Below are 22,343 nucleotides of genomic sequence, written 5' to 3' on the forward strand. Positions count from 1 at the left end.
CTCTCCAGAGGTTTTTATGCTTAAAGCGATAGTTGTGGACGATCATCCGTTCATTCGCTCTTCGGTCAAGATGCTGCTCAAACAGGAACAGTTCGACGTCGTGGCCGAGGCGGACAACGGCGCCGACGCTGTGCAACTGGCCCGTGAACACGCTCCGGACCTGATAATTCTGGATATCGCCATGCCCAAGCTCGATGGGCTGGAAGTGATTTCGCGTATCAGTGCACTGGGGCTGTCGAGCAAGGTGCTGGTGCTGACCTCGCAATCGGCGCTTTTCTATTCCATGCGCTGCATGAAGGCCGGCGCCGCTGGCTATATCTCCAAAACCAACGATCTTGATGAGCTGATCAAAGCCATCAAGGCTGTGATGGACGGCTATACCTTCTTTCCCAATCTGGCCACCAGTTCGGTGCGGCGAAGCGATGTTGATGCCACCGATCTTGAACTCATCCAGAGCCTGTCCGATCGTGAGCTGACGATCCTGCAACAGTTATCCAACGGGCTGAGCAACAAGGAAATTGGTGAAGCGATGTTGCTGAGCAACAAAACCGTCAGCACTTACAAGACCCGGCTGATCGAGAAGCTCAAGGTCAAGTCGGTGGTGTACCTCGCCGATTTTGCCAAGCGCAATAACCTTGTCTAGATGAATACTTCTTTCAGAAAGTGCTTCGCGGGGCTGTTGCTGTCTGGTTTGCTGCTAGCCGGCAATGCTTTTGCCGCTGAGCCTGAAACATTGCAATTGCTTGGGCGTTCGACGGTCGATGAATATGCGGTTTCACTCGACGAGTCGGACTGGAGCTGGTTGCGGCATCGCAAAGCATTGTTGCTGGGCGCTTCGGCTCCCGATTACTCACCGTTTGGCATTACCACCAATGACAATGACTACGAAGGTCTGACGGCCGACTATGCGCAGTTGATCGCTCAGTTGCTGCATATCAAGGTCGAGGTGCGCCGGTTTGAGTCGCGCGACGAGGTGCTGGCTGCGCTTAAAAACGGTGAGATCGATTTGCTTGGCACCGCCAATGGTTACGAGGCAGTTGATCCCGACCTGGCAGTTTCCAGGCCCTACGCCGACGATCAGCCGACGTTGCTGACCCGCATCGGCGAGAACCAGGATCTGCCGGTGGATCTGGCTGGCAAGCGTGTGGCGATGCTCTATCACTACTTGCCACCAGAAGTGGTGAAGGCGTTCTATCCCAAGGCCACCCTCCAGTTGTATCCCTCGACCTTGAGCGCTATCGGTGCGGTGGCGTTCAGTCAGGCGGACGTGTACCTGGGCGACTCGATCAGCTCCAACTACCTGATCAGCAAGAATTACCTCAATAACGTACAGCTCAGTGATTTCTCGCGGCTGGAAGTGCAGCCATTCGGCTTTGCTGTGTCTCGTGGCAACGACCGACTGTTGCGTATCCTCAATGCAGCGCTGGACACGATTCCCACCACTGAGCGCATGAGTATTTTGCGCCGATGGAGTGCGGGGGGCGCGACCATGCCCGGGCGACAGACCCTGCACTTCAGCGTCAGCGAGCAACGCTGGCTGGAGCGTCACCCCAGGATAAAAGTGGCGATCAATGAGAACTTTCTTCCGCTGACGTTCTTCGACAATGAAGGCAATTTTCGTGGCATCAGTGCCGATGTGCTGGCCAAGATCAGTCTGCGCACCGGCCTGAAGTTCGACGTACAACGTGCTGAGTCGGTCGGTGATCTGGTCGATCAGGTAACCAGCGGCAAGGCCGACATGCTCGCCGCGTTTACCCCCAGTACCGAGCGTGAAGGCGCTTTACGTTTCACCCGGCCTTATCTGACCAACCCGTTCGTACTGGTCACGGCCAGCGGCGAGGGGACTCCCCAGACCCTTGACCAAATGGCCGGCAAGCGTCTGGCATTGATTCACGGCAACGTGTTGCGCGAATACCTTGTAGAGCAGTTTCCCCAAGTGCACTTGGTGACGGCGAAAAATGCTGCCGATGCGATGAACATGGTTGCCAAGGGCGAGGTCGATGGTGCGATCAACTCCTTGCTCAATGCCCGATACTTGATCTCCCGCCAGTATCGCGGCCGGCTGCAAATCACCAGCACCGTGGGGACCCGGCAGGCGCGTATAGCGCTGGCGACCGATCGCGGTGCGCTGGAGTTGTACTCGATTCTCGACAAGGCGCTGTTGAGCATTTCCCCTGAAGAAATGGATGAGCTGACCAACCGCTGGCGCACTGAAGTGGTGGTCGACGACAGTTATTGGCTGCGCCATCGCAGCACGATCATTCAAGGGTTCGTCATCGCCGGTGTGTTGTTGCTAGTGGCGTTCGGGTGGATTGCTTACCTGCGCATGCTGATGCGCAAGCGGCGCCAGGCTGAAATCGCTCTCAACGACCAGATGGAGTTCATGCGCGTGTTGATCGACGGCACGCCGCACCCGATCTATGTGCGCGACCGCGAAGGACGGCTGGTGACGTGTAACAGCGGTTACCTGCAAGTGTTTGGCGTTGAGCGCGAGTCAGTGATCGGTAAAACCGTGACCGACGGTGTGCTGAGTGACGCTGTCGAGGCACAGGGCTATGCGAACGATTACCGGCAAGTCATGGATGAAGGCGTGCCGCGAATTGAGGACCGCAAGCTCAGTCTGGCAGACGGTCGCCTACTGACCATTTATCACTGGATGCTGCCCTACCGTGGCAGTGATGGCGAAGTCAGCGGCATGATTTCCGGCTGGATCGATGTCAGTGAACGTCTGCAACTGTTGCACGAACTGCGCATTGCCAAGGACGGCGCCGACGATGCCAACCGGGCCAAGACCACGTTCCTGGCGACCATGAGTCATGAGATCCGCACACCGATGAATGCCGTGATCGGAATGCTTGAACTGGCCATGAAAAAAGCCGATCAGGGCGTCATGGATCGTTTCGCCATCGAGGTGGCCTCGGGCGCGGCGCGGGGCTTGCTCGATCTTATTGGCGACATTCTCGACATCGCACGGATCGAATCCGGCCGGTTGTCGCTGGCACCGGAGCGGGCCAATCTGCGTGAGCTGATCGAGTCGGTGGTGCGGATATTCGAAGGCTTGGCGCGACAAAAACAACTGCGCCTGCAACTGGATCTGGATGCGCTGACCAACGTAGACGTCTTGATCGATCCGCTGCGCTTCAAGCAAGTGCTGTCGAACCTGTTGAGCAATGCGATCAAATTCACCGAGGTGGGTCACGTCGTATTGCGCGTGCGGGTAGAACCTGCGGCTGACCAGGATCGGTTGGCGCTATGCCTGCGGGTCGAAGACAGTGGTCGCGGGATATCCGTCGAAGACCAGCAACGGCTGTTCACGCCGTTCACCCAGGCTGGCAACCATGGCCAGTCTGCGCAGGGTGGTTCCGGGCTGGGTCTGGTGATCAGCCGCACCTTGTGCGAAATGATGGGTGGCTCGCTGACGATGCACAGTTTGCTTGGGCAGGGCACACAGATTGAGGTGCGCCTGAGTTTGCCCACCTTGCAGCCCTTGGCCCGCGTTGCGGTGGCCGAGATTGAACCGGTTGCGGTCAGTCGTGCGCTGAATATCCTGGTGATCGATGACTATCCGGCCAACCGTTTGTTGTTGTCCCAGCAACTGACTTATCTGGGACACCGGGTCACGGACGCTGAAGACGGCGCCCATGGTTTGCGGGCCTGGCGCAACGAGTCTTTCGATGTGGTCATCACCGATTGCAACATGCCGATCATGAACGGCTACGAACTGGCGCGGGCGATACGCGACGAAGAAACCGCACGAGCGTTGCCACGCAGCCTGGTGCTGGGCTTCACCGCCAATGCACAGGCCGAGGAGAAAGTGCGTTGTGCGGATGCGGGCATGGACGATTGCCTGTTCAAGCCCATCAGCCTCAAGGATCTGAACGCGCGTCTGGCTTCGGTTACGCCTCACGCCCGACCTGCAACTGAAGATGAAAATGCCGGCATGGCGGACGGTGGCGTTGATTTTGATGTGAGCAGTCTTGAGCAACTGACCCGCGGTGACCGGGCGTCAATCAAGAGCCTGCTGACGGATCTGGCCACCAGTAATGACGACGACATGGCCAAACTTTTGCGCTTGTTCTCACAGCATGATTTGCCAGGGTTGGCTGACCTTGCACACCGGGTCAAGGGGGGCGCGCGGATCATCAAGGCGCAGTCGCTGATTCAGGCCTGTGAAGCCTTGGAAACCGCCAGCGAAGGTCTGGATTCGGCAGTGTTGACCGAGGCGGTAGACGCGCTGCAGCAAGCCATGGAACGCCTTGCTGCGCAATTGGAAACCTACCTGGAGCACTGATCGCAGGTCGCTGGAATTTTTAAGGTTTGAACGTCGATATTTGCGAATTTTCCTACATTCGCCAATGACCCTCCCTCGTTAACGTGCAGTGGACTCAGCGTAAGGCTGATTCAGACAACGGGCGATCGACAGGGGCCGTCAGCGCAACGCTGAAGGCCCCTGTCGAAGCGCCGCACGCAACGAGAAAGGTCATTGCTTTCCGGTAACCCCGAACCCTTCACGCTGCGTGTCATCCCACTTTTTTATTGTTTGGAGCAGTTGATGAACGTTCAACATCTGTCTTCCCGTGCGCGACTGTCGATCAGCGTGCTGGTTGTAGCGGCAGCCTTGAGTGCCTGTGCCAGCGCACCGATTCCGGAGCAACAGATTTCGCTGTCCAAAGAGGCGGTCAATCGTGCCGTTTCGGCAGATGCGACCCAATATGCCCCGCTGGAAATGAAGGCGGCGCAGGACAAGATGTTCCTGATGGAGCGCGCCTTGGGCGAGAAAAATTACCCGCAAGCCAAAGTGCTGGCCGAGCAGATCGAAGCTGACGCCAACCTGGCCGAGCGCAAGGCGCGGGCTGTGAAGTGGCAGAAGCAATTGACGGACGCCCGTAGCGGCATCCAGGTGCTCAAGCAGGAAATGCTGCAAGACCCGGTGACCGGTTTCAATCCGCCTGCCAGTGCTCAATAAGGAAAAGCCCCATGCAGACTTTCAAATTACTGCCAGCCGTTTCCCTGTCGGCCCTGATGCTTGCCGGTTGCGCTACACCGCCGGAAAACCCGCAATTGCTGCAAGCCCGTGCGCAATTTGCCTCCCTGCAACAAAAAGCCGAGTCAAACACCCTAGCGGCGATCGAAACCAAGGATGCGTTCACTGCGCTGAACAAGGCCGATCAGGCTTCCCTGAAGGATCGCAAGGCGCCGGATGTTGATCAGTTGGCCTATTTGGCCAGCCAGAAAATTGCTGTGGCCGAGCAGACCATTGTGGGGCGCCAGGCTGAAGCCGGTCTGAAGAAGATCGACGCCGAACGCACTCAGGTGCAACTCGATGTCCGTACCCAGCAGCTCAAGGCCTTGCAAGCGCTGAAGGCCAAGAAGACCGATCGCGGAGAGGTGGTGACCTTCGGTGACGTGTTGTTCGACACTGGCAAGGCTGATTTGAAGTACGGCAGCCAGCGTCAGTTCCAGCAACTGGCTGACTTCCTTGCCAACAACCCGGAGCGCAAGGTACGGGTGGAAGGCTTTACTGACAATGTCGGCAACGAGGCCTCCAATCAGGTGCTGTCCGAGCGCCGCGCGTCTTCTGTCGCCAGTGCGCTGTCGCAATTGGGGGTGGATCGTCGGCGTATCGTGACCCAGGGCTTTGGCGAGGAATTCCCGGTGGCTGACAACGGCAGCGCGGCAGGACGCCAACACAATCGGCGGGTCGAAGTGATTCTGTCCAATGGGGCAGAGGTGGTGGGCGCGCGCCACTGATTGCACTCGTAAAGCCGTATACCCGCTCTCTCATGAGGAGAGCGGGTTTGCTGCAAGTGTTGTGCTTACGCTAGACGAATGCTTGTGATACCGCTCATTTGCTTCGGAAATTTCCTACAAATGTAGGGAAATTTCCTACTCGGCAAGTTCTCTTCGATCTCTAAATTACAGACCTCAACTGAGCCGGCGGCCTTCCATCAGTCGCCGCTCAGCCCCTATGCCATTGGCATTTCCACTGTCGATCCGGCAGTACGAATGAGGTACTGAACATGAAGATGATCAACTCCAAACAGAACACCGCATTGACACTTTCGCCCCTTGCCCTGGCCATTTTCCTGTTGCTGCCGGCACAGGCGAATGCGTTCACTTCAACGGTTGATAACGGCGCTGTAGTCGATGGTGAAACCGTGGTCGGTGGCACGCAGATTATCGGCACCAACGGTACGGCCAACAACACGTTGATCGAAGTCACCGGGAGTCAGACGGTTTTTCAGAACGGCGTGTCGAATGACGCCACTGTCAACGGCGTCCAGGACGTTCAGAGTGGCATTGCCAACCGCAGCATCGTTAACTCCGGCGGCTCTCAGGTGGTGGGCATCTCCGGTGTGGCCAACGACACTATTCTGAAAGGTGGCGCACAGACGGTGCAAACCACGACAGGGCGGGCCAACCGTACCGTGATCAATCAGAATGGCGTTCAGACCCTGACTGTCGGGGGCTCTGCAGCTGACACCGTCATCAATAGTGGCGGGCTGCAGGTGTTGACCAATCAGGGCGTGGCGCGAGACACCCTGATCAACAGCGGTGGGGAGCAGAGTCTGCAAATAGGCATGTTCGGCGGCACGGTGGCAACCGGTACACGCATCGACGGTGGCTTGCAGAGTGTCTATGACACCGCCACGGTCAACAACAGCACCGTGAGCAATGGCGGGCGAATCAATCTCTACAAGGGCGCGCAGGCCAACGGGCTGGTCGCGGACGCAGGCGGTACCGTTAATGTCATGGAGAACGGCGTGAAAACCGTTGACTCCCTGACACTCAATGGCGGCAGTGTTGCCTTTGTGCCAAGTACGGATGGCAGCTTCAAGACATTCACTGTCAATGCATTGTCCGGCAGCGGCAACATCCTGATGAACACCGATATCGCCAATCAGCAAAGCGATTTGCTGGTGGTGCAGGGGGCTGGCCTGGCGAGTGGCGATCATACGTTGATCGTGGGTGACTCCGGTCATGAACCCGCGGCTATGGACGGGCGTCTGGTGCTGGTCGATACCCAGGGCGGCAGTGCGAAATTTGGACTCTACGGTGGCCATGTCGATGCCGGCGCGTTCCGCTACACCTTGCAGCAACAGGGTGATGACTGGGTGCTGGCCAGTGGCAGCAGCGATCCCGTCGTTCCGGTCACGCCTGCCGATCCAGAACAGCCTGTCGCCCCGGTAACACCTGTCAATCCAGTGACGCCTGTCGATCCAGCCAAACCACTGGAGCCGGTGACGCCGCCGACGCCGGTCAACCCACGGCCGGAAAACCTCTCAAAGGGCACTAACGCCGCCATCGCCGCGCACACGGCTGGCGCCAGTCTGTGGAGTGCGCAAATGAATGCGCTGGTCAAACGTCTGGGTGAATTGCGCATGGGGCAGGACGACGGTGGTATCTGGACGCGTGCCATCGGTAAGCGCTTCGATGTCAGCGAGAACTCCAGCCGTGCTTACACCCAGGACGTCAGTGGTCTGGAAATCGGTGCTGATAAGGCATTCGCGCTCGACAGCGGCAAAGTCTATGTCGGTGCCATGGTCGGCACGGCCCGTTCGGACCTGAACTTCGGCGAGGGCGCCTCGGGTGAGATCGAGAGCCGCATGTTCGGCCTCTATGCCACCTATTTGAACGACAACGGCGTCTATGTGGACAGCGTGTTGAAGTACAGCCGCTTCGATAACGACATCAAAACCCCGAGCAATCTGGGTGATTCGGTAAAAGGTTCCTACAGCACCAATGGTGTGGGTGCCGACATCGAGATCGGCAAACGCATCGCGCTCAAAGATGGCTGGTTCGTTGAGCCGCAGGTGGAAATCACGGCCACTCAGACTCAGGGCGCGAGCTATACCGCCAGCAACGGTCTGCGGGTCAAGACCGATAATCTGAATTCGCTGCAAAGTCGTGTCGGTTCGCTCTTTGGTCGCAGTCTGGAACTGAGTAACGGTATGAAGGCCCAGCCATACGTCAAAGCATCCTTCATTACCGAGCACGCGGGCAGCAGCAAGGTCACCGTCAACGGCAATAAATTCGATGCGAAATTGCCGGGTAGCCGTGTGGAAGTCGGGTTCGGTGGCGTGTTGCAAGTCACGGAGAAAAGCAAGATTTCTCTGGATGCCGAGTACGCCAAGGGCAATGGTATCGAACAACCGTTCGGTGTCAGCTTGGGTTATCGCTATCTCTGGTAAGAAAAAAGGCGGCGCCGGGTAGTCCCAGCGCGTCTTTATTAAGGGAATTCGTATGCGTCTTGGGCGATTTTCAGAACTTTCTTACATAGATCGTCGAGCCTTTTGATTAGCGTGATCTACCTTCACGCCATTGTTGAAATCACATGCCCTACAAATGCTGGCGAATCCTGATCGTCGAAGATCAGCCTTATCTGCGTAGCAGAATCGAGAAGTCTCTCAAGGAGCTGGGTTGCCGCAGGCTTACTCCCGCACAGTCCTTTCGGGAGTTGCTGGGCTTGACTCATTACTCGCACGATCCTTTCGAAGGCTTTGAACTGATGATCATCAATGGCGAACTGTTAGCGGCTACGGGGATTGATCCGGTGCGATTCTTCCTCAGCAACCCGCAGATTCGCCACGGTGTGATCCATGACGCACGTCGGGGTCAGTTAAGGGCTGAGATGATCCATGCCAGCCAGCGACGTCAATTGAGCCTCATACAGACGCCTGACCGGCAGTCCCTGGACGCCGTGCTTATGTCTCTTCGCGCTTAGGAAATTTCCTACGCATTTTGGGATCTTTCTTAGAGTATTCAGGCCTCTGATTCCACAAAATTGTGTTGCCCCTCAACAGATGAGTCGATCGCCATGCCCACTTTGCCGCTCCGTGTCCTGGTTCTAGAAGATCACACCTTCCAGCGTTCCGTAGCGGTGAGCATGCTCCAATCGCTGGGATGCCGAGAGGTGTTCGAGGCCGGTGACGGCGCCCAGGCCCTGGCGGTGCTGGAAACCGTCGGGCCGGTGGATGTTGCCCTGTGCGACTTACAAATGGAGGGCATGGACGGCCTCGAGTTTTTGCAGCGGGTGGGCGCTTCGGGGCAGGTCAAGTCGGTCATCATCAGCAGCTCGCTGTCGGCCGATCTGCGGCGGGCGGTGCATCAAATGGTGACGTTGCTTGGACTCGAATTGTTGGGCGATGTGGGCAAACCATTGCATGTGCAGGTGTTGCAGGATTTGTTGAGAAAGGCCCTCGTCAGGCCGGTCAGTCAGCCGCCACCGATCAGCGCCAATACGCTGGCCAACGAAGACGCGGTGCGCGAGGCCTTGGCTGAGCGGCAGTTACACGCCTGGTATCAACCCAAATTCAATCTGCTGACCGGAGACGCCAGTGGTGTCGAAGTCCTGTGCCGCTGGCAGCATCCGACGCAGGGGATCATTTCGCCGGCGGTTTTCATGCCTGTGCTGGAGCGATGCGGCTTGCTCGACGAATTGTTGTTTTACCAAATAGATGAGGCGTTGACGTTGCAGTGCAGCGCCAGGGCGCAAGGCTTTGTGTTGAACATGGCGTTCAATCTGCAGGCCTCTCAACTTGCCAGCAGCGATTTGACGGCAACCATCCGGAACATACTGGCCAGTCACGCGGCTCCCGGTTCAAATCTGACCTTCGAACTGACCGAAAGCGGCCTGCTGGAAGCACCGGCCACCAGCCTGGAAAGCCTGGTGCGCTTACGAATGATGGGCTGTCGCTTGTCTATCGATGACTTCGGCGCTGGATTTTCCTCGTTGCAACGCCTGTGTCAGTTGCCCTTCAACGAGATCAAGCTTGACGCTGATTTCATTCGTAACCTTGAGCACGAGCCACGTTGCCGGGCGGCGATCAGCAGCACGCTGGCGCTGGGCGAGACCCTGGGCATGACAGTGGTGATCGAGGGCATCGAGACCGATGTGCAGCGCCGTGAACTGTTGGCACTCGGTTGCACGCAAGGTCAGGGCTACTGGTACGCACGGCCGATGGCCGGGGCCGATTTCTTGAGGTGGCTGCAACAGCGCAGCGTGGTGCAGAGCTCGGAAAAATGAGCGGTTTTTTAGGAAAATTCTTACAGATAGCGTCTCGGGGCTTGCGTAGGCTTGCCGCCTTCAGAAACCGTCACCACCAGGAGATCAAGCATGATCAATAAAACCCTGCGCATCCTGATCGCCGACTCGCAGCATTTTCACCGGATGAACGTCGAACGTCTGTTCAATGGCCTCGATTACTACCGTGTTGCCCCTGTGCAGAGCCTTGTCGAGTTGCTGACCCTTGTGGAGTACGGCTGTGAACCGTTTGACGTGGTCGTCATCAATGCCGAACTGACGGCCGGCTCACTGGACCTGCCGGGTTTTCTGCTGGAAAACCCGCAGGTCCGTCACGCGTTGATATACAACGATCCTTCGGCGCCGCTGCAGTTGGCTTCGGGGTTCGCCCAGGAAAACGTGCAAGTCAGTCACGCGGCGTTACCCAATGCGCAAGCGATCAGGCACTTGATGTCGCGGGTCGAGGCATCCACCGAGCATCAATCGTCAGCCTGGAACCAGGATCAGTTTGTGCGAAGTCGAGCCCACGCATAAAAATACGTTTGCCGCAACTGTCAGGTCTGACAGGTGATTCGCTTTCCGTTCCGTGCAACAGTCGCTGCGCAACCACTGAGTCTGGATGAGCCCATGCCGGTGGTCCTATCGCCAGATTTTGCACTGGGAGTGGGTATGAAGTCTGCGCTGATCGTCGACGATCATCCGGTGGTGCGCGCCGCCATCCGAATCGTGCTGCAAACCGAGGGTTTCAAGCAGATCCACGAGGCGTCCAGTGGCAACGAGGTGCTGCCATTGATCCGTGAGCACAAACCCCGACTGGTCGTGCTAGACCTGCGTTTGCCGGTGCTTGACGGGTTGGATGTACTGGCGCGAATCAAGGCCAGCGACCTTGACTGCCGAATTCTGGTCTTCAGTTCCCACGATCCCTTGTTTTACCAGGAACGTTGTCTGCGTGCGGGGGCGATGGCCTACGTGACCAAGACCAATCAGTTGCAACAACTGCATAAAGCCATTCAGGCGGTGATGTCGGGCTACACCTATTTTTCCGCGCTGCCGGACAATGTCAGCGCACTGAACGCCGTGCAAACCACGGAAAAGCAGATGGTCGATCAACTCTCTGACCGGGAGTTGAGCATTTTTGTGCAACTGGGGCAGGGCAGAGCCAACAAGACGATTGCCGAGGACATGCACCTGAGTCACAAGACCGTCAGTACCTACAAAACCCGTCTGATGAAGAAGCTTGGGGTCAGCTCGGCGGTGCACTTGCGCGATTTCGCCAAGCGCAATCATTTGCTCTGAGCGCCGGGTCATGAGGCTGGTATTACGGATTTGCTGGCTGTGGCTGAGCCTTGTGGCCGCCTGTTGGGCGAGTGAACCGCCGCAGCGGCTGGAGGTGCTGACCCGCACCGATCTGCAAAGCGTCCAGCTTGCTCTGGACGAGCAGGATCGGCAAAGGCTGCGTCAGCACGCGGTGTTGCGCATGGGCGTGTCCGGGCCTGACTATCCGCCGTTCGAGATCACCCGCAATCAGCATGAACTGGAAGGGCTCACGGCCGATTACGCCGATCTGCTGGCGCAACTGCTCGGCATCGGCATCGAGGTCCGGCGCTATGCCAACCGCAATGCGGTGATGGCTGCGCTCAAACGCGGTGATGTCGATCTGTTGGGTACGTCCAACAGTTTTGAGGTCGCTGACCCGCAAATCATGCTGTCTCGGGCCTATGCCGACGACCAGCCGATGCTGGTGACCCGGCTCGGTGAAACGTTGCCGGTGAATCTGGCCGGCAAGCGTGTCGCCATGGTCGAAGACTATCTGCCGCTGGCGAGCGTGCAGGCGTTTTATCCCGAAGCGCTCGTGCAGCGCTACCCTTCGGCGATGGATGCCCTCGGCGCAGTGGCGTTTGGCGCAGATGACGTTTATCTGGGCGACTTCATCAGTGCCAACTACTTGATCAACACCAATTATCGCAACGACTTGCAATTGGCCGGGCCGTCGGGGCTTGATGCCAATCCGTTCGGCTTTGCGCTGTTGCGAACCGATGTGCGCCTCAGGCGCCTCGTCGACAAGGCGTTGGCGAGCATTCCCATGGAGCATCGTCTGCGCATAGAACAGCGTTGGAGCGCGGGTCTCGCCGAGATGGCCGAACAGACGCAGGTGCAACTCAGTACCGCAGAGCTGCAATGGCTGGGCCAACACCCTGTGGTGCGAGTCGGCGGCATCGAAGATTTCGCCCCGCTGACGTTCTTTGATGCAGATGGCCGTTTCAGTGGGCTTTCGGCGCAATTGCTGAACTTGATCAGCCAGCGTAGCGGGCTGCATTTCGAGATCGTGCGCGGGGGCTCGCTGGACCGGCAGATCGAGCAACTGAAGACCGAGGCGCTTGACGTGTTGCCCGTGGTGACACCCAGCAGTGAGCGTGAAACCGAACTGCAGTTCACCCGGGCCTATCTGAACAATCCCTTTGTGCTGGTCAGTGCGGCCACTGCGCAGAGCCCTCGCAATCTCGACGACTTGGCGGGCAAGCGCATGGCGATTTATCGTGGTCACCCATTGCGCGCTTATCTGCTGGGGCGCGTACCCGCGATTCACCTGGTCGAAGTCAAAAGTCCCGCCGAAGGTATGGCGCTGATCGCCAAAGGCCAAGTGGACGCGACGGTCAGCTCGTTGCTGGTGGCGCGTTATCTGATTGCCCGCCAGTACCGCTCGCGTCTGCGCATTACCGGTACCGTGGGTGATCAACCCGCCCGTATCGCGCTGGCCACTTCGCCGCAGGCGCCAATACTGCATTCGATCCTGAACAAGGCACTGCTGAGCATCGCCCCGCAGCAGATGGACGAACTGGTCGAGCGCTGGGGGCACGATGTGGTGGTGGAGGATAGCTATTGGCTGCGTCATCGCCGCATGATTGTCCTGGGATTTGTCGCGGCGGCGAGCCTGCTGTTACTGGCATTGGTCTGGATCGGTTTTCAGCGCAGGCAAATCCGCCAGCGTCAGCAATGGTTGCAGCAATTGCAGGAAGCCAAGGACGTTGCGGACGACGCCAATCGGGCCAAGACCACTTTTCTGGCGACCATGAGCCACGAGATCCGCACACCGATGAATGCGTTGATCGGCATGCTCGAACTGGCGCTGAAAAGGGCCGATGAAGGCGTGACTGATCGCTTGGCGATTCAGGTGGCCTCCAACGCCGGGCAACAATTGCTGGCCCTGATCGGCGACATTCTCGACATTGCACGTATTGAAAACGGGCATTTGTCCCTGGCCCCCGAACGGGCCAATCTGCGTGAACTGGTGGTGTCGGTATGCCGGGTTTTCGAAGGGCTGGCGCGCCAGAAGCGCTTGCTGTGGCAGATCGAGCTAGATGCCGGCAGTGACGTCGATGTGTTGATTGACCCGACGCGCTTCAAGCAAGTGCTGTCGAATCTGCTGAGCAACGCGATCAAGTTCACCGAGGAGGGCGAGGTGCGACTGTGGCTTGCGGTGACCGCAACATCGGCTGAGCGACTGGCGGTGAGAGTGGTCATCGAAGACAGCGGAATCGGTATCCGCGCACAGGATCGGCAACGGCTGTTCAGTCCGTTCGTTCAGGCCAGCAATAACGCGCAATCGGTGCGCAGCGGTTCCGGGCTGGGCCTGGTGATCAGTCGCAGCCTCTGCGAAATGATGGGCGGCGCGTTACGGCTGGACAGCGAACCCGGCCACGGAACGCAAGTTGAAGTCAGCCTTGAGTTGCCGCTGCTGGTCGCGCTCGCGCAGAACCCGGCGACCGCTCAAATCCTGGGCGCGCCGGTACACGCCCTGAGCGTTCTCGTGGTGGACGATCATCCGGTGAACCGATTGTTACTCGGCTGGCAGTTGAGTGAGCTGGGGCATGTCACGGTCGACACTGAGGACGGCCATCAAGCGCTGGAGTGTTGGCGGGCACAGCCGTTCGATGTGGTGATCACCGACTGCAACATGCCCCGGCGCAACGGCTATGAACTGGCACGATCAATCCGTGACGAAGAAGCCGCGAGCGGCCGTGCCTCTTGCCTGATTCTGGGTTTCACCGCCAACGCGCAGGTCGAGGAGAAGGTTCGCTGTCTTGAAGCCGGCATGGACGAATGTCTGTTCAAACCGATCCGTTTGCACGATCTGCAGCAGGCCCTGAATGGCGCGAGCCAATGCGCGAGCGATGTCGATTCGACCGAGCATATTGCCCTGACAGAAATCGACTTGAGCACACTGGAGCAAATGGCCGGCGATGATCTCGCGTTGATCGCGCGCCTGCGTGACGAAGTGTTGAACAGTCTGCATCACGACCTGCAACGACTTGACGATTTGAACGCCAGGGACGACCACGCTGGGCTGCGCGAACTGGCCCATCACATCAAGGGCGGAGCACAGATGGTGGGCGCGGAGCGGGTAGTGTCGGCGTGCGCTGATCTTGAGCAGGCTTGTCGAGAGGCCGAAGCCGTCGTCATTATCGTGGCGATCAATGCGTTGCGCGCGGCCATGCACGGCCTCGCGCAACGTCTTCAGGCCTGAGCCGATTAATCCCAGTCGGGCGCAAGGCCTTTGGGGCTGGTCAGGCGATGGCCGCGATCCAGCGTGGCGATTTGCGCCATGTCGGCGTCGCTCAAGGTCAGTGTGGCTGCGCCGAGGTTGCTTTGCAGGTTGGTGCGTTTGGTCGATGACGGGATCACCGCATACCCCGATTGCATGGCCCAGGCTAGCGTGACTTGCGCCGGGGTGGCGTGCAGGCGTTCGGCAATTTGTTCAATCACGGGATCCTTGAGCACTTCACCGTAAGCCAGGGTCATGTACGACGTGATCTGGATGCCCTGGCTGTTGGCGAACGCGGCCACTGTGCGGTTTTGCAGGTAGGGATGCAGCTCGATCTGGTTGGTTGCGATGTGCTCGGCGCCGACGGTAGCAATCGCTTGTTTCATCAGGTCGATGGTGAAGTTGGAAACGCCGATCTGCCGGGTCAGGCCCTGACGCTTGGCTTCAAGCAGGGCGCCCATGAACGCCTCGACCGGTACTTGACCATCCGGCGAAGGCCAGTGGATCAGCGTCAGGTCGAGGTAATCGGTCTGCAGTTTTTGCAGGCTTTCCTTGAGGCTGTCGATCAAGCGATCCTTGGCAAAGTTGGCGACCCAGATCTTGCTGGTGATGAACAGGTCTTCGCGGGCGATGCCGCTGGCAGCGATGGCTTGGCCGACGTCGGCTTCGTTTTCGTAGATCTGCGCGGTGTCGATCACCCGGTAGCCGAGTTCAAGGGCGGTACTCACCGAATCAATGACCACCTGGCCTTGCAGGCGAAACGTACCAAGACCGAAAGCGGGAACAGACATGAAGGACTCCAGGGTTGCAGTGGGAATGGACAGGAGTATCCGCGTCTGCATCCACAGGAAAAACCGTGGATGGGACAAAGCACCTTTGACCTCAGGGCATGAATCTTTTCGGATGTTTGTGTTGTCTGGGCCTTTCGCCAGTGCATCGTTCAGGAGATAGAACGCAGAGGCCGATTTTTGCCGTCTAGTGCATTAATAGTCATGGATTTAAGCTTAATCCATCGCCTCACTCACCCTATTGGAGCCCTCCATGAAAAACATCATCGGTATCTACACCAGCCCTCGGGGCCATTGGGTCGGCGATGGTTTTCCGGTTCGCACACTGTTTTCCTACGACAGCATGGGCAAACACATCAGCCCGTTCCTGCTGCTCGATCATGCCGGTCCCGCCGAATTCACCCCGACCACCGAGCGACGCGGCGTCGGCCAGCATCCTCATCGCGGTTTTGAAACCGTGACCATTGTTTACGACGGCGAAGTGCAGCACCGCGACTCGACCGGCAGCGGCGGCACCATCGGCCCCGGCGATGTGCAATGGATGACGGCTGCTTCCGGGATTTTGCATGAGGAATTCCACTCCGAGAATTTCGCCAAAACCGGCGGCAGTCTGGAGATGGTCCAGTTGTGGGTCAACCTGCCGGCCAAAGACAAAATGGCCGCGCCGGGTTACCAGACGATTCTCGATAGCGAGATCCCGAACATCGAGCTCAAGGACAACGCCGGCAGCCTGCGCCTGATCGCCGGTGAGTTCGAAGGCCATCAAGGCCCGTCGCGCACCTTCACGCCAATCGATGTGTGGGACTTGCGTCTGAACGCCGGCAAGTTGCTGACGCTCGATCTGCATGAGGGCCGTAACACCGCATTGGTGGTGTTGAAAGGTTCGGTGCAGGTCAACGGTCTGCAAATTGCGTGCGAAGGGCAGTTGGTGCTGTTCGAGCGCCACGGCCATCAACTGACCCTCGAAGCCAGCCAGGACGCGGTGGTGTTGCTGCTCAGCGGCGAGCCGATCGACGAACCGATCGTCGGCCATGGCCCGTTCGTGATGAACACCGAGCAGGAAATTCATCAGGCCTTTGCCGATTTCCAGTCCGGACGGTTTGGTCGAATGCACGCTTGACGCCTTAATCGCTAAAAACTTTGTGGGAGCAAGCTTGTTCCCACGGGTTTCTTGTTGTCAGTGAATTCGTGCTCATTTTCTGAAGTCAATGACTCCTACACTGTCCCCAATCTGTGCGATCTTCTCGCGATTGGCCCCCCGTCGGAGTTGTTTGATGCTGTCTCTGCTGACCGAACACCCTTTGTTTTGCGCGTTGATCCTGATCCTGCTCGACCTCGGGCTGTGGCGTCTGATCAGCGCCCGTGGCAGTGAGTGGAAATTGCTGGTGCGGGTGCTGATTTTCAGTGTGTTCAGTGCGCTGCTCTTCAACGAAGGTCTCAACCCGCTGGAGCCTGCACCCTGGGCGGACAATGTGCCGCTGCACTTGTCGGCGACCGGGTTGCAGATTGCCTGGTGGCTGTTCGGCGCACGCACCCTGACGGTGTTGATCGGCGCGGTGATGATGCAGAGGGTCGGGCACACCGGGCGTTTGCTACAGGACTTGTTGGGTGCCGTGATCTTTCTGATCGCGATCATTGCGGCGTTGGCCTACGTGCTGGATCTGCCGGTCAAAGGTGTGCTGGCGACGTCTGGCGCTTTGGCAATCATCGTCGGTCTGGCCTTGCAGAGCACGTTGAGCGATGTATTTTCCGGGATCGTCCTCAACACCACCAAGCCGTATCAACTCGATGACTGGATCTCCATCGACGGCACCGAAGGTCGGGTCACCGACATCGACTGGCGCGCCACCCGCCTGCAAACCAGCCAGAGCAACATGGCGGTGATTCCCAACTCGCTGGCGGCCAAGGCCAAGATCATCAACTTCAGCCGGCCGAGCAACATGTTCGGCGTGGCCGTCAGTGTGCAAGTCAGCCCGCACGCGCGACCGAGCACGGTGATCGATGCGCTGGAGCGCGCGATGCAGGGCTGTCGTCAGCTTCTGGACACCCCAGCGCCGAGTGTGGCGCTCAAAAATGCTGGCAGCGATGGGGCAGAGTACGAAATCAATGGTTTCGTCGCGTCGATGGGCGAGAAACGTGTGGTGCGCAATCAACTGTTCGACCTGGCGTATCGGCACTTGCAGGCATCCGGGGTCAATCTGCTGTCGAGGGCCGAGCCTGTCGTGCCGGGCAATCTCTCGCGGCCGCGGGCGTTGCTCGACAGCTCACCGATTTTCTCGACGTTGCGTCAGGAAGAGAAAGACACCTTCAGCCAGAACATGACCCTGCAATCCTTCCGCGCCGGCGAGCAGATTCTGGGCGCCGGGGAGGTCAGCGATCACCTGTACATCATTGAATCCGGCGTGGTCACTGTGGCGCTGACCCGCCATGGCGCACCGTTCGAGTCCGCACGCATGGGGCCGGGCGAAGTGATCGGCGAGGCCGGCATTCTTTCCGATTCGTCGGTGCCCGCCACATTTACCGCCAAGACCTTTTGCGCGTTGTACCGCATCGAGAAGACTTACCTGAAACCGTGCCTGGATGCCCGCCACGACATCAGCGACGCGATGCAAACCTTGCTCGATTACCGTCTGTACAAAGCGCAATCCCTGACCGAGGACGCGCCGGTCATCGTGCCGAAAAAAGGCTTTTTGCAATGGTTGCGTCATCGCGCCTGAGTGGCTTGGCACTGGTGCGATTGCCTGCGGTATTTGTGTCTCAAGGATCGCCTCGGCATCTTTTGGGTTATTTTAGTCAGCCATCGGCGGAGCGATCCGCAGCCATATGCAAAAGGACTGGGCAATGAGCGAACCACGCCTGACAAATCTGAAAGGTTACCTGCGACGTCTCGGCTTCGATGCTCCACCCGCGCCGACGCTGGAGACCCTGCGCCAATTGCAGTTGCGCCACACGGGCGCGTTTGTCTTCGAGAACCTGTCGACGATCGGCGGTGAACCGGTGTTGATCGACCTTGCCTCTGTAGAGCAGAAAGTCCTGCACGATGGCCGTGGCGGTTACTGCTACGAACTCAATCACCTGTTTTTTGCCCTGTTGCTTGAATTGGGCTTCGATGCCCGGGCCATCAGTGGGCGAGTGGTGATGAATCAGCCTGAAGGTACCTGGACCGCACGTACGCACCGTCTGAGTCTGGTGACGTTGGATGGCGTGCGCTACATCACCGATGTCGGCTTCGGTGGCATGGTGCCAACTGCACCGTTGATGCTCGACACAGAGGCCGAACAAACCACGCCACACGAACCGTATCGCATCGAAAACCGTGCCGATGGCTACATGCTGCGCGCCAACGTTGCAGGTGAATGGCGCCCCATGTACCTGTTTGACCTGCAACGCCAGGAAGACATCGATTACACCATAGGCAACTGGTACGTCTCGACCCACCCGGAATCGCCGTTCTGCCAACGCCTTATGGTCGCGCGCACGGGTAACGGCTGGCGCAAGACGCTGAACAACGGCAGTTTCGCGATCCATCGCATGGGCTCCGCCAGTGAACGGCGGGAGGTGACGGATGTTGATGAGTTGATCGAGTTGTTGCAGCAGGAATTCGATCTTCGCCTGCCTCAACAACCGCGCCTGAGCCACGCGCTGGGGCGGATGATTGTCCCCGCCTGAAGCCTAGGGCTTCGCCTCTGGCTCCAGTACCCGGCGTATCTCCCCGACGGCCGCCGACAGCTTTTTCTCAAGACTCTTGAGGTCGGCGGCAGTAATACCTTTCTTGAACTGCCCGCAGTGGCCTGACTCGGCCGGGCCCTGACTCTCTGTGCCATTGAGCAAGGCGTGGCGCAGGGTGTTATTGATCACCGTCTGATACCCAAACCCCTCGTTTTCCGCCACGGTGCGAGCGGCCTCGATGACCGCGTCGTCGAGCATGATGGTGATGCGGGTTTTACCCTTGGTGGACGCCACGGCGCCGCGTTTGCCTTGAGAGAAGTCAAATTCGTCTTTCATCGATCAAGCCTCTAAAGAATATTGGCGACGCTCGCTTGGGGTGGCGACACGCGCAGAAATAATTCGAATGACATTGGCTTCGCGGTAACTGTACGCAACGACCAGCAAACGTCCCTTACCGTCGAGGCCCAGGGTGATCCAGCGTGGCTCTGCATGGTCGTTGTCCTCAATCGTCAGTGCGCATTCGTCGTGAAAGACCGGTTCGGTCTCGGCGAGGCTGACACCTTTGTGCTTGAGTTTGTTGGCCGCGTTCTTGCTTTTGTCGTACTGAATGTCGAATGACTTCATTATGCATACTTTATATGTATAAAAAAGGGCGCGACCACACCGTCGGTCGCCATGAGCACTTCAGCCTAGTGGGTGATGACGCAAGGTCAGACGGGGATGTGTTGCCGGATTTGTGGGGGGATGCGAGCAGCGGGATAGAAGGTTGGGTGGCTACCTATCCATTATGTGACTGGTAAGTTGTATACAACTCTATGGACATTTGTCACGACTATTGAATACAGTGTGCGCATAACAAAAACCAGGGACCCCCCCACCATGAAAACGCCCCATGTTTCACACCAACGGCCCGAGGATGAAAATCTCGGGGTCGGCGCGAATATGGCTTACGGCCTGCAACATGTTCTGACCATGTACGGCGGTATCGTTGCGGTGCCACTGATCATCGGTCAGGCAGCCGGGCTTTCGCCGGCAGACATTGGTTTGCTGATCGCTGCTTCGTTGTTTGCGGGGGGGCTGGCAACACTGCTGCAAACCCTGGGTCTGCCGTTCTTTGGCTGTCAGTTGCCGCTGGTACAAGGTGTGTCGTTCTCCGGCGTTGCGACCATGGTCGCGATCGTCAGCAGTGGCGGGGAGGGTGGCTTCCAGTCGGTGCTTGGCGCTGTGATTGCCGCATCCTTGATCGGCCTGCTGATCACTCCGGTGTTCTCGCGAATTACCAAGTTCTTTCCTCCCTTGGTGACCGGCATTGTGATCACCACTATCGGCCTGACGCTGATGCCGGTGGCCGCACGCTGGGCCATGGGCGGCAACAGCCACGCGCCGGACTTCGGCAGCATGCAAAACATCGGGCTGGCGGCGGTTACGCTGGTGCTGGTGTTGCTGTTGAGCAAGGTGGGCAGCTCCACGATCTCGCGTCTGTCGATCCTGTTGGCCATGGTGATTGGCACGGTACTGGCGGTATTGCTTGGCATGGCGGACTTCTCCAGCGTCACTCAAGGCCCGATGTTCGGCTTCCCGACGCCATTCCACTTCGGCATGCCGACGTTCCACTTCGCCGCGATCCTGTCGATGTGCATCGTGGTCATGGTGACGCTGGTAGAGACGTCGGCAGACATCCTCGCGGTCGGTGAGATCATCGGCACCAAGGTCGACTCCAAGCGTCTGGGCAATGGTCTGCGTGCGGACATGTTGTCGAGCATGTTTGCGCCGATCTTCGGCTCCTTCACGCAAAGCGCCTTCGCCCAGAACGTCGGGCTGGTGGCGGTGACAGGCATCAAAAGCCGTTATGTGGTGGCCACCGGCGGTATCTTCCTGGTGATCCTCGGCCTGTTGCCGTTCATGGGGCGGGTGATTGCGGCAGTACCGACATCGGTACTCGGCGGCGCAGGTATCGTGCTGTTCGGCACCGTCGCGGCGAGCGGTATTCGCACCCTGTCGAAGGTGGATTACCGCAACAACGTCAATCTGATCATTGTGGCCACCTCAATCGGTTTCGGCATGATTCCGATTGCCGCGCCGAACTTCTACGATCACTTCCCGAGCTGGTTCGCGACCATTTTCCACTCGGGCATCAGCTCGTCGGCGATCATGGCGATCGCGCTCAACCTGGCGTTCAACCACTTCACCACCGGCAACTCGGACCAGCAATCGGTGTTTGCAGCGGCGGAAGAGCGCACCCTGCGCTATCGTGATCTGGCGGCGCTGCGTGAGGGCGATTACTTCAGCGACGGCAAACTGCATGACTGCGATGGCAAGGAAGTGCCAGTGATCGAGCCTGATGCGGAGCATGACCATGGCCAAGGTGCGCCGAAGGTACAGGCGAAAAGCAGTGAGCATGTCTGACCGCTGACTGAATGCATAAGGCCGATCTGGAGACCGATCGGCCTTTTCGTTTCAAGGGAATAAGATATTTTCGAGCGGCCACAAAAAAGCCCCTGAATCTTTCGATTCAGGGGCTTTGCTATTTGGCTCCACAACCTGGACTCGAACCAGGGACCCAATGATTAACAGTCATTTGCTCTACCAACTGAGCTATTGCGGAATTGGTGCGTATGTTACTGATTCAAAAAGAGAAGTCAAGCATCGATTAGCAAAATAAGTGATTCACCGAGACGGACGGTGGTTTATCCGCGATTGGCGGTTACCAGAACAGCGCCGGAGGTCTACCATGGCCGCCCGGAAGTGATATCACGCGCTGCCGGCCATTCGCCGAAAAGGTACGCGCCATGAATCACTCGAGTTTCAAATTCCGCACAAGTGAGGTGTACGCATGAGCATTGCGCAAATCAGCCTGCCCAAAGGCGTCGGTCCACACGCCGAAAAACTCTTCGACGCGATCACTCAAGCCAGCAACGCTGAAGCGTTGAACCGTGCCGGTGGTAAGGCTGAGGGTTTTGTCCTCGGCCTGGAAAGCACCAAGGCGATCAAAAGCCAAATCGCCGAATCGCTGTATGTCGCCTATGACGATGCTGCCAGTCAGCGAGCGACTGAACTGGCTTAACTGCCGAAAGTCAGGGTGCCGAGCATCAGTGTGGTGTAAGCCGCAGTGGCCGCCAGTTGCACCAGCCATAGCGCCAGGCCACCGAGGAATACGCCGGCTGCGACTTGCAGGACCAGGTTATTGCCGCGTTTGGCCGGCTGGCGTGGAATGAAGTCATCCAGATCGTCACGGTCAGCGCGCAGGTTGTCGTTTTTCATGTGGGTTCTCTTCAGAAAACTCGGATATACACAAAACTTAATTGTGTGCAGTCTAGAG

Annotated in this window: 19 protein-coding genes and 1 tRNA gene; 15 read left to right on the top strand and 5 right to left on the bottom strand. The window is 58.3% G+C overall.

Features of this window, described 5'->3' with window-relative positions:
• Nucleotides 1–16 precede the first annotated feature (16 nt).
• The 10 genes from ACIOWA_RS03265 (at nt 17) to ACIOWA_RS03310 (ending at nt 14,549) form a co-directional block, all read left to right on the top strand.
• Nucleotides 17–643 carry a response regulator transcription factor gene (locus tag ACIOWA_RS03265; protein ID WP_221732934.1) on the top strand — a complete coding sequence of 209 codons (627 nt, stop codon included), beginning with the start codon at nt 17–19 and terminating at the stop codon, nt 641–643.
• Nucleotides 644–4,291 carry a transporter substrate-binding domain-containing protein gene (locus ACIOWA_RS03270; protein WP_401158161.1) on the top strand — a complete coding sequence of 1,216 codons (3,648 nt, stop codon included), beginning with the start codon at nt 644–646 and terminating at the stop codon, nt 4,289–4,291.
• A 261-nt stretch (nt 4,292–4,552) separates the two neighbouring features.
• Complete coding sequence (locus ACIOWA_RS03275) at nt 4,553–4,966, top strand: DUF4398 domain-containing protein (protein WP_401158163.1); 414 nt, start codon at nt 4,553–4,555, stop codon at nt 4,964–4,966.
• A gap of 11 nt (nt 4,967–4,977) precedes the next feature.
• Complete coding sequence (locus tag ACIOWA_RS03280) at nt 4,978–5,751, top strand: OmpA family protein (RefSeq protein WP_401158165.1); 774 nt, start codon at nt 4,978–4,980, stop codon at nt 5,749–5,751.
• Nucleotides 5,752–6,020: 269 nt separating this feature from the next.
• Nucleotides 6,021–8,192, top strand: coding sequence for an autotransporter outer membrane beta-barrel domain-containing protein (locus tag ACIOWA_RS03285; RefSeq protein ID WP_401158168.1), 2,172 nt, complete (start codon nt 6,021–6,023; stop codon nt 8,190–8,192).
• Nucleotides 8,193–8,335: 143 nt separating this feature from the next.
• Nucleotides 8,336–8,725, top strand: a complete 390-nt coding sequence (locus ACIOWA_RS03290; RefSeq protein ID WP_401158170.1) for a hypothetical protein — start codon at nt 8,336–8,338, stop codon at nt 8,723–8,725.
• 93 nt (nt 8,726–8,818) lie between these two features.
• Nucleotides 8,819–10,027 carry an EAL domain-containing protein gene (locus tag ACIOWA_RS03295; RefSeq protein WP_401158172.1) on the top strand — a complete coding sequence of 403 codons (1,209 nt, stop codon included), beginning with the start codon at nt 8,819–8,821 and terminating at the stop codon, nt 10,025–10,027.
• Between the two features lie 90 nt (nt 10,028–10,117).
• Nucleotides 10,118–10,558, top strand: a complete 441-nt coding sequence (locus ACIOWA_RS03300) for a chemotaxis protein CheY (protein ID WP_339465554.1) — start codon at nt 10,118–10,120, stop codon at nt 10,556–10,558.
• A 135-nt stretch (nt 10,559–10,693) separates the two neighbouring features.
• Nucleotides 10,694–11,320, top strand: a complete 627-nt coding sequence (locus ACIOWA_RS03305) for a response regulator transcription factor (protein ID WP_339433448.1) — start codon at nt 10,694–10,696, stop codon at nt 11,318–11,320.
• A 10-nt stretch (nt 11,321–11,330) separates the two neighbouring features.
• Nucleotides 11,331–14,549: a transporter substrate-binding domain-containing protein gene (locus ACIOWA_RS03310; RefSeq protein WP_401158175.1), complete on the top strand. Its 3,219-nt coding sequence runs from the start codon at nt 11,331–11,333 to the stop codon at nt 14,547–14,549.
• Nucleotides 14,550–14,554: 5 nt separating this feature from the next.
• On the opposite strand, the gene dkgB is transcribed toward ACIOWA_RS03310, so the two are convergent.
• On the bottom strand, nt 14,555–15,358 hold the full coding sequence (gene dkgB / locus ACIOWA_RS03315; RefSeq protein ID WP_339494577.1) for a 2,5-didehydrogluconate reductase DkgB: 804 nt from the start codon (nt 15,356–15,358) through the stop codon (nt 14,555–14,557).
• Nucleotides 15,359–15,608: 250 nt separating this feature from the next.
• On the opposite strand from dkgB, the gene ACIOWA_RS03320 reads away from it, so the two are divergent.
• The 3 genes from ACIOWA_RS03320 to ACIOWA_RS03330 all read left to right on the top strand — a co-directional run bounded on the left by ACIOWA_RS03320 (nt 15,609) and on the right by ACIOWA_RS03330 (nt 19,024).
• A complete protein-coding gene (locus ACIOWA_RS03320) occupies nt 15,609–16,475 on the top strand; it encodes a pirin family protein (RefSeq protein WP_401158177.1) in 867 nt (288 codons plus the stop codon).
• A gap of 154 nt (nt 16,476–16,629) precedes the next feature.
• Complete coding sequence (locus tag ACIOWA_RS03325) at nt 16,630–18,072, top strand: mechanosensitive ion channel domain-containing protein (protein WP_401158179.1); 1,443 nt, start codon at nt 16,630–16,632, stop codon at nt 18,070–18,072.
• A 124-nt stretch (nt 18,073–18,196) separates the two neighbouring features.
• Complete coding sequence (locus ACIOWA_RS03330) at nt 18,197–19,024, top strand: arylamine N-acetyltransferase (protein WP_401158181.1); 828 nt, start codon at nt 18,197–18,199, stop codon at nt 19,022–19,024.
• A 3-nt stretch (nt 19,025–19,027) separates the two neighbouring features.
• On the opposite strand, the gene ACIOWA_RS03335 is transcribed toward ACIOWA_RS03330, so the two are convergent.
• The gene (locus tag ACIOWA_RS03335; RefSeq protein ID WP_221732920.1) at nt 19,028–19,360 is read right to left on the bottom strand and encodes a BrnA antitoxin family protein; all 333 of its coding nucleotides are present in this window, start codon (nt 19,358–19,360) and stop codon (nt 19,028–19,030) included.
• Nucleotides 19,361–19,363: 3 nt separating this feature from the next.
• Complete coding sequence (locus tag ACIOWA_RS03340; RefSeq protein ID WP_221732919.1) at nt 19,364–19,648, bottom strand: BrnT family toxin; 285 nt, start codon at nt 19,646–19,648, stop codon at nt 19,364–19,366.
• A 255-nt stretch (nt 19,649–19,903) separates the two neighbouring features.
• On the opposite strand from ACIOWA_RS03340, the gene ACIOWA_RS03345 reads away from it, so the two are divergent.
• Nucleotides 19,904–21,430: a nucleobase:cation symporter-2 family protein gene (locus tag ACIOWA_RS03345; protein ID WP_401158185.1), complete on the top strand. Its 1,527-nt coding sequence runs from the start codon at nt 19,904–19,906 to the stop codon at nt 21,428–21,430.
• 123 nt (nt 21,431–21,553) lie between these two features.
• Here ACIOWA_RS03345 and ACIOWA_RS03350 read toward each other — a convergent pair.
• A tRNA-Asn gene (locus tag ACIOWA_RS03350) sits at nt 21,554–21,629 on the bottom strand.
• A 228-nt stretch (nt 21,630–21,857) separates the two neighbouring features.
• Here ACIOWA_RS03350 and ACIOWA_RS03355 point away from each other — a divergent pair.
• Nucleotides 21,858–22,088, top strand: coding sequence for a hypothetical protein (locus ACIOWA_RS03355; protein WP_339433441.1), 231 nt, complete (start codon nt 21,858–21,860; stop codon nt 22,086–22,088).
• On the opposite strand, the gene ACIOWA_RS03360 is transcribed toward ACIOWA_RS03355, so the two are convergent.
• Entirely contained in the window at nt 22,085–22,285 is a 201-nt protein-coding gene (locus ACIOWA_RS03360) for a hypothetical protein (RefSeq protein ID WP_339433440.1), read from the bottom strand. The genes ACIOWA_RS03355 and ACIOWA_RS03360 overlap by 4 nt on opposite strands.
• Between the last annotated feature and the right edge of the window lie 58 nt (nt 22,286–22,343).

It is taken from the genome of Pseudomonas sp. NPDC087614, from assembly GCF_044743485.1.
Classification (GTDB): domain Bacteria; phylum Pseudomonadota; class Gammaproteobacteria; order Pseudomonadales; family Pseudomonadaceae; genus Aquipseudomonas; species Aquipseudomonas baetica_A.

What these genes read in the sequence shown, in the direction of transcription:
- ACIOWA_RS03360 (WP_339433440.1), bottom strand. Translation starts at nt 22,285, where the DNA reads ATGAAAAACGACAACCTGCGCGCTGACCGTGACGATCTGGATGACTTC.
- ACIOWA_RS03345 (WP_401158185.1), top strand. Translation starts at nt 19,904, where the DNA reads ATGAAAACGCCCCATGTTTCACACCAACGGCCCGAGGATGAAAATCTC.
- ACIOWA_RS03275 (WP_401158163.1), top strand. Translation starts at nt 4,553, where the DNA reads ATGAACGTTCAACATCTGTCTTCCCGTGCGCGACTGTCGATCAGCGTG.
- ACIOWA_RS03330 (WP_401158181.1), top strand. Translation starts at nt 18,197, where the DNA reads ATGAGCGAACCACGCCTGACAAATCTGAAAGGTTACCTGCGACGTCTC.
- ACIOWA_RS03340 (WP_221732919.1), bottom strand. Translation starts at nt 19,648, where the DNA reads ATGAAGTCATTCGACATTCAGTACGACAAAAGCAAGAACGCGGCCAAC.
- ACIOWA_RS03305 (WP_339433448.1), top strand. Translation starts at nt 10,694, where the DNA reads ATGAAGTCTGCGCTGATCGTCGACGATCATCCGGTGGTGCGCGCCGCC.
- ACIOWA_RS03270 (WP_401158161.1), top strand. Translation starts at nt 644, where the DNA reads ATGAATACTTCTTTCAGAAAGTGCTTCGCGGGGCTGTTGCTGTCTGGT.
- ACIOWA_RS03320 (WP_401158177.1), top strand. Translation starts at nt 15,609, where the DNA reads ATGAAAAACATCATCGGTATCTACACCAGCCCTCGGGGCCATTGGGTC.
- ACIOWA_RS03325 (WP_401158179.1), top strand. Translation starts at nt 16,630, where the DNA reads ATGCTGTCTCTGCTGACCGAACACCCTTTGTTTTGCGCGTTGATCCTG.
- ACIOWA_RS03300 (WP_339465554.1), top strand. Translation starts at nt 10,118, where the DNA reads ATGATCAATAAAACCCTGCGCATCCTGATCGCCGACTCGCAGCATTTT.
- dkgB (WP_339494577.1), bottom strand. Translation starts at nt 15,358, where the DNA reads ATGTCTGTTCCCGCTTTCGGTCTTGGTACGTTTCGCCTGCAAGGCCAG.
- ACIOWA_RS03265 (WP_221732934.1), top strand. Translation starts at nt 17, where the DNA reads ATGCTTAAAGCGATAGTTGTGGACGATCATCCGTTCATTCGCTCTTCG.
- ACIOWA_RS03285 (WP_401158168.1), top strand. Translation starts at nt 6,021, where the DNA reads ATGAAGATGATCAACTCCAAACAGAACACCGCATTGACACTTTCGCCC.
- ACIOWA_RS03280 (WP_401158165.1), top strand. Translation starts at nt 4,978, where the DNA reads ATGCAGACTTTCAAATTACTGCCAGCCGTTTCCCTGTCGGCCCTGATG.
- ACIOWA_RS03355 (WP_339433441.1), top strand. Translation starts at nt 21,858, where the DNA reads ATGAGCATTGCGCAAATCAGCCTGCCCAAAGGCGTCGGTCCACACGCC.
- ACIOWA_RS03335 (WP_221732920.1), bottom strand. Translation starts at nt 19,360, where the DNA reads ATGAAAGACGAATTTGACTTCTCTCAAGGCAAACGCGGCGCCGTGGCG.
- ACIOWA_RS03290 (WP_401158170.1), top strand. Translation starts at nt 8,336, where the DNA reads ATGCCCTACAAATGCTGGCGAATCCTGATCGTCGAAGATCAGCCTTAT.
- ACIOWA_RS03310 (WP_401158175.1), top strand. Translation starts at nt 11,331, where the DNA reads ATGAGGCTGGTATTACGGATTTGCTGGCTGTGGCTGAGCCTTGTGGCC.
- ACIOWA_RS03295 (WP_401158172.1), top strand. Translation starts at nt 8,819, where the DNA reads ATGCCCACTTTGCCGCTCCGTGTCCTGGTTCTAGAAGATCACACCTTC.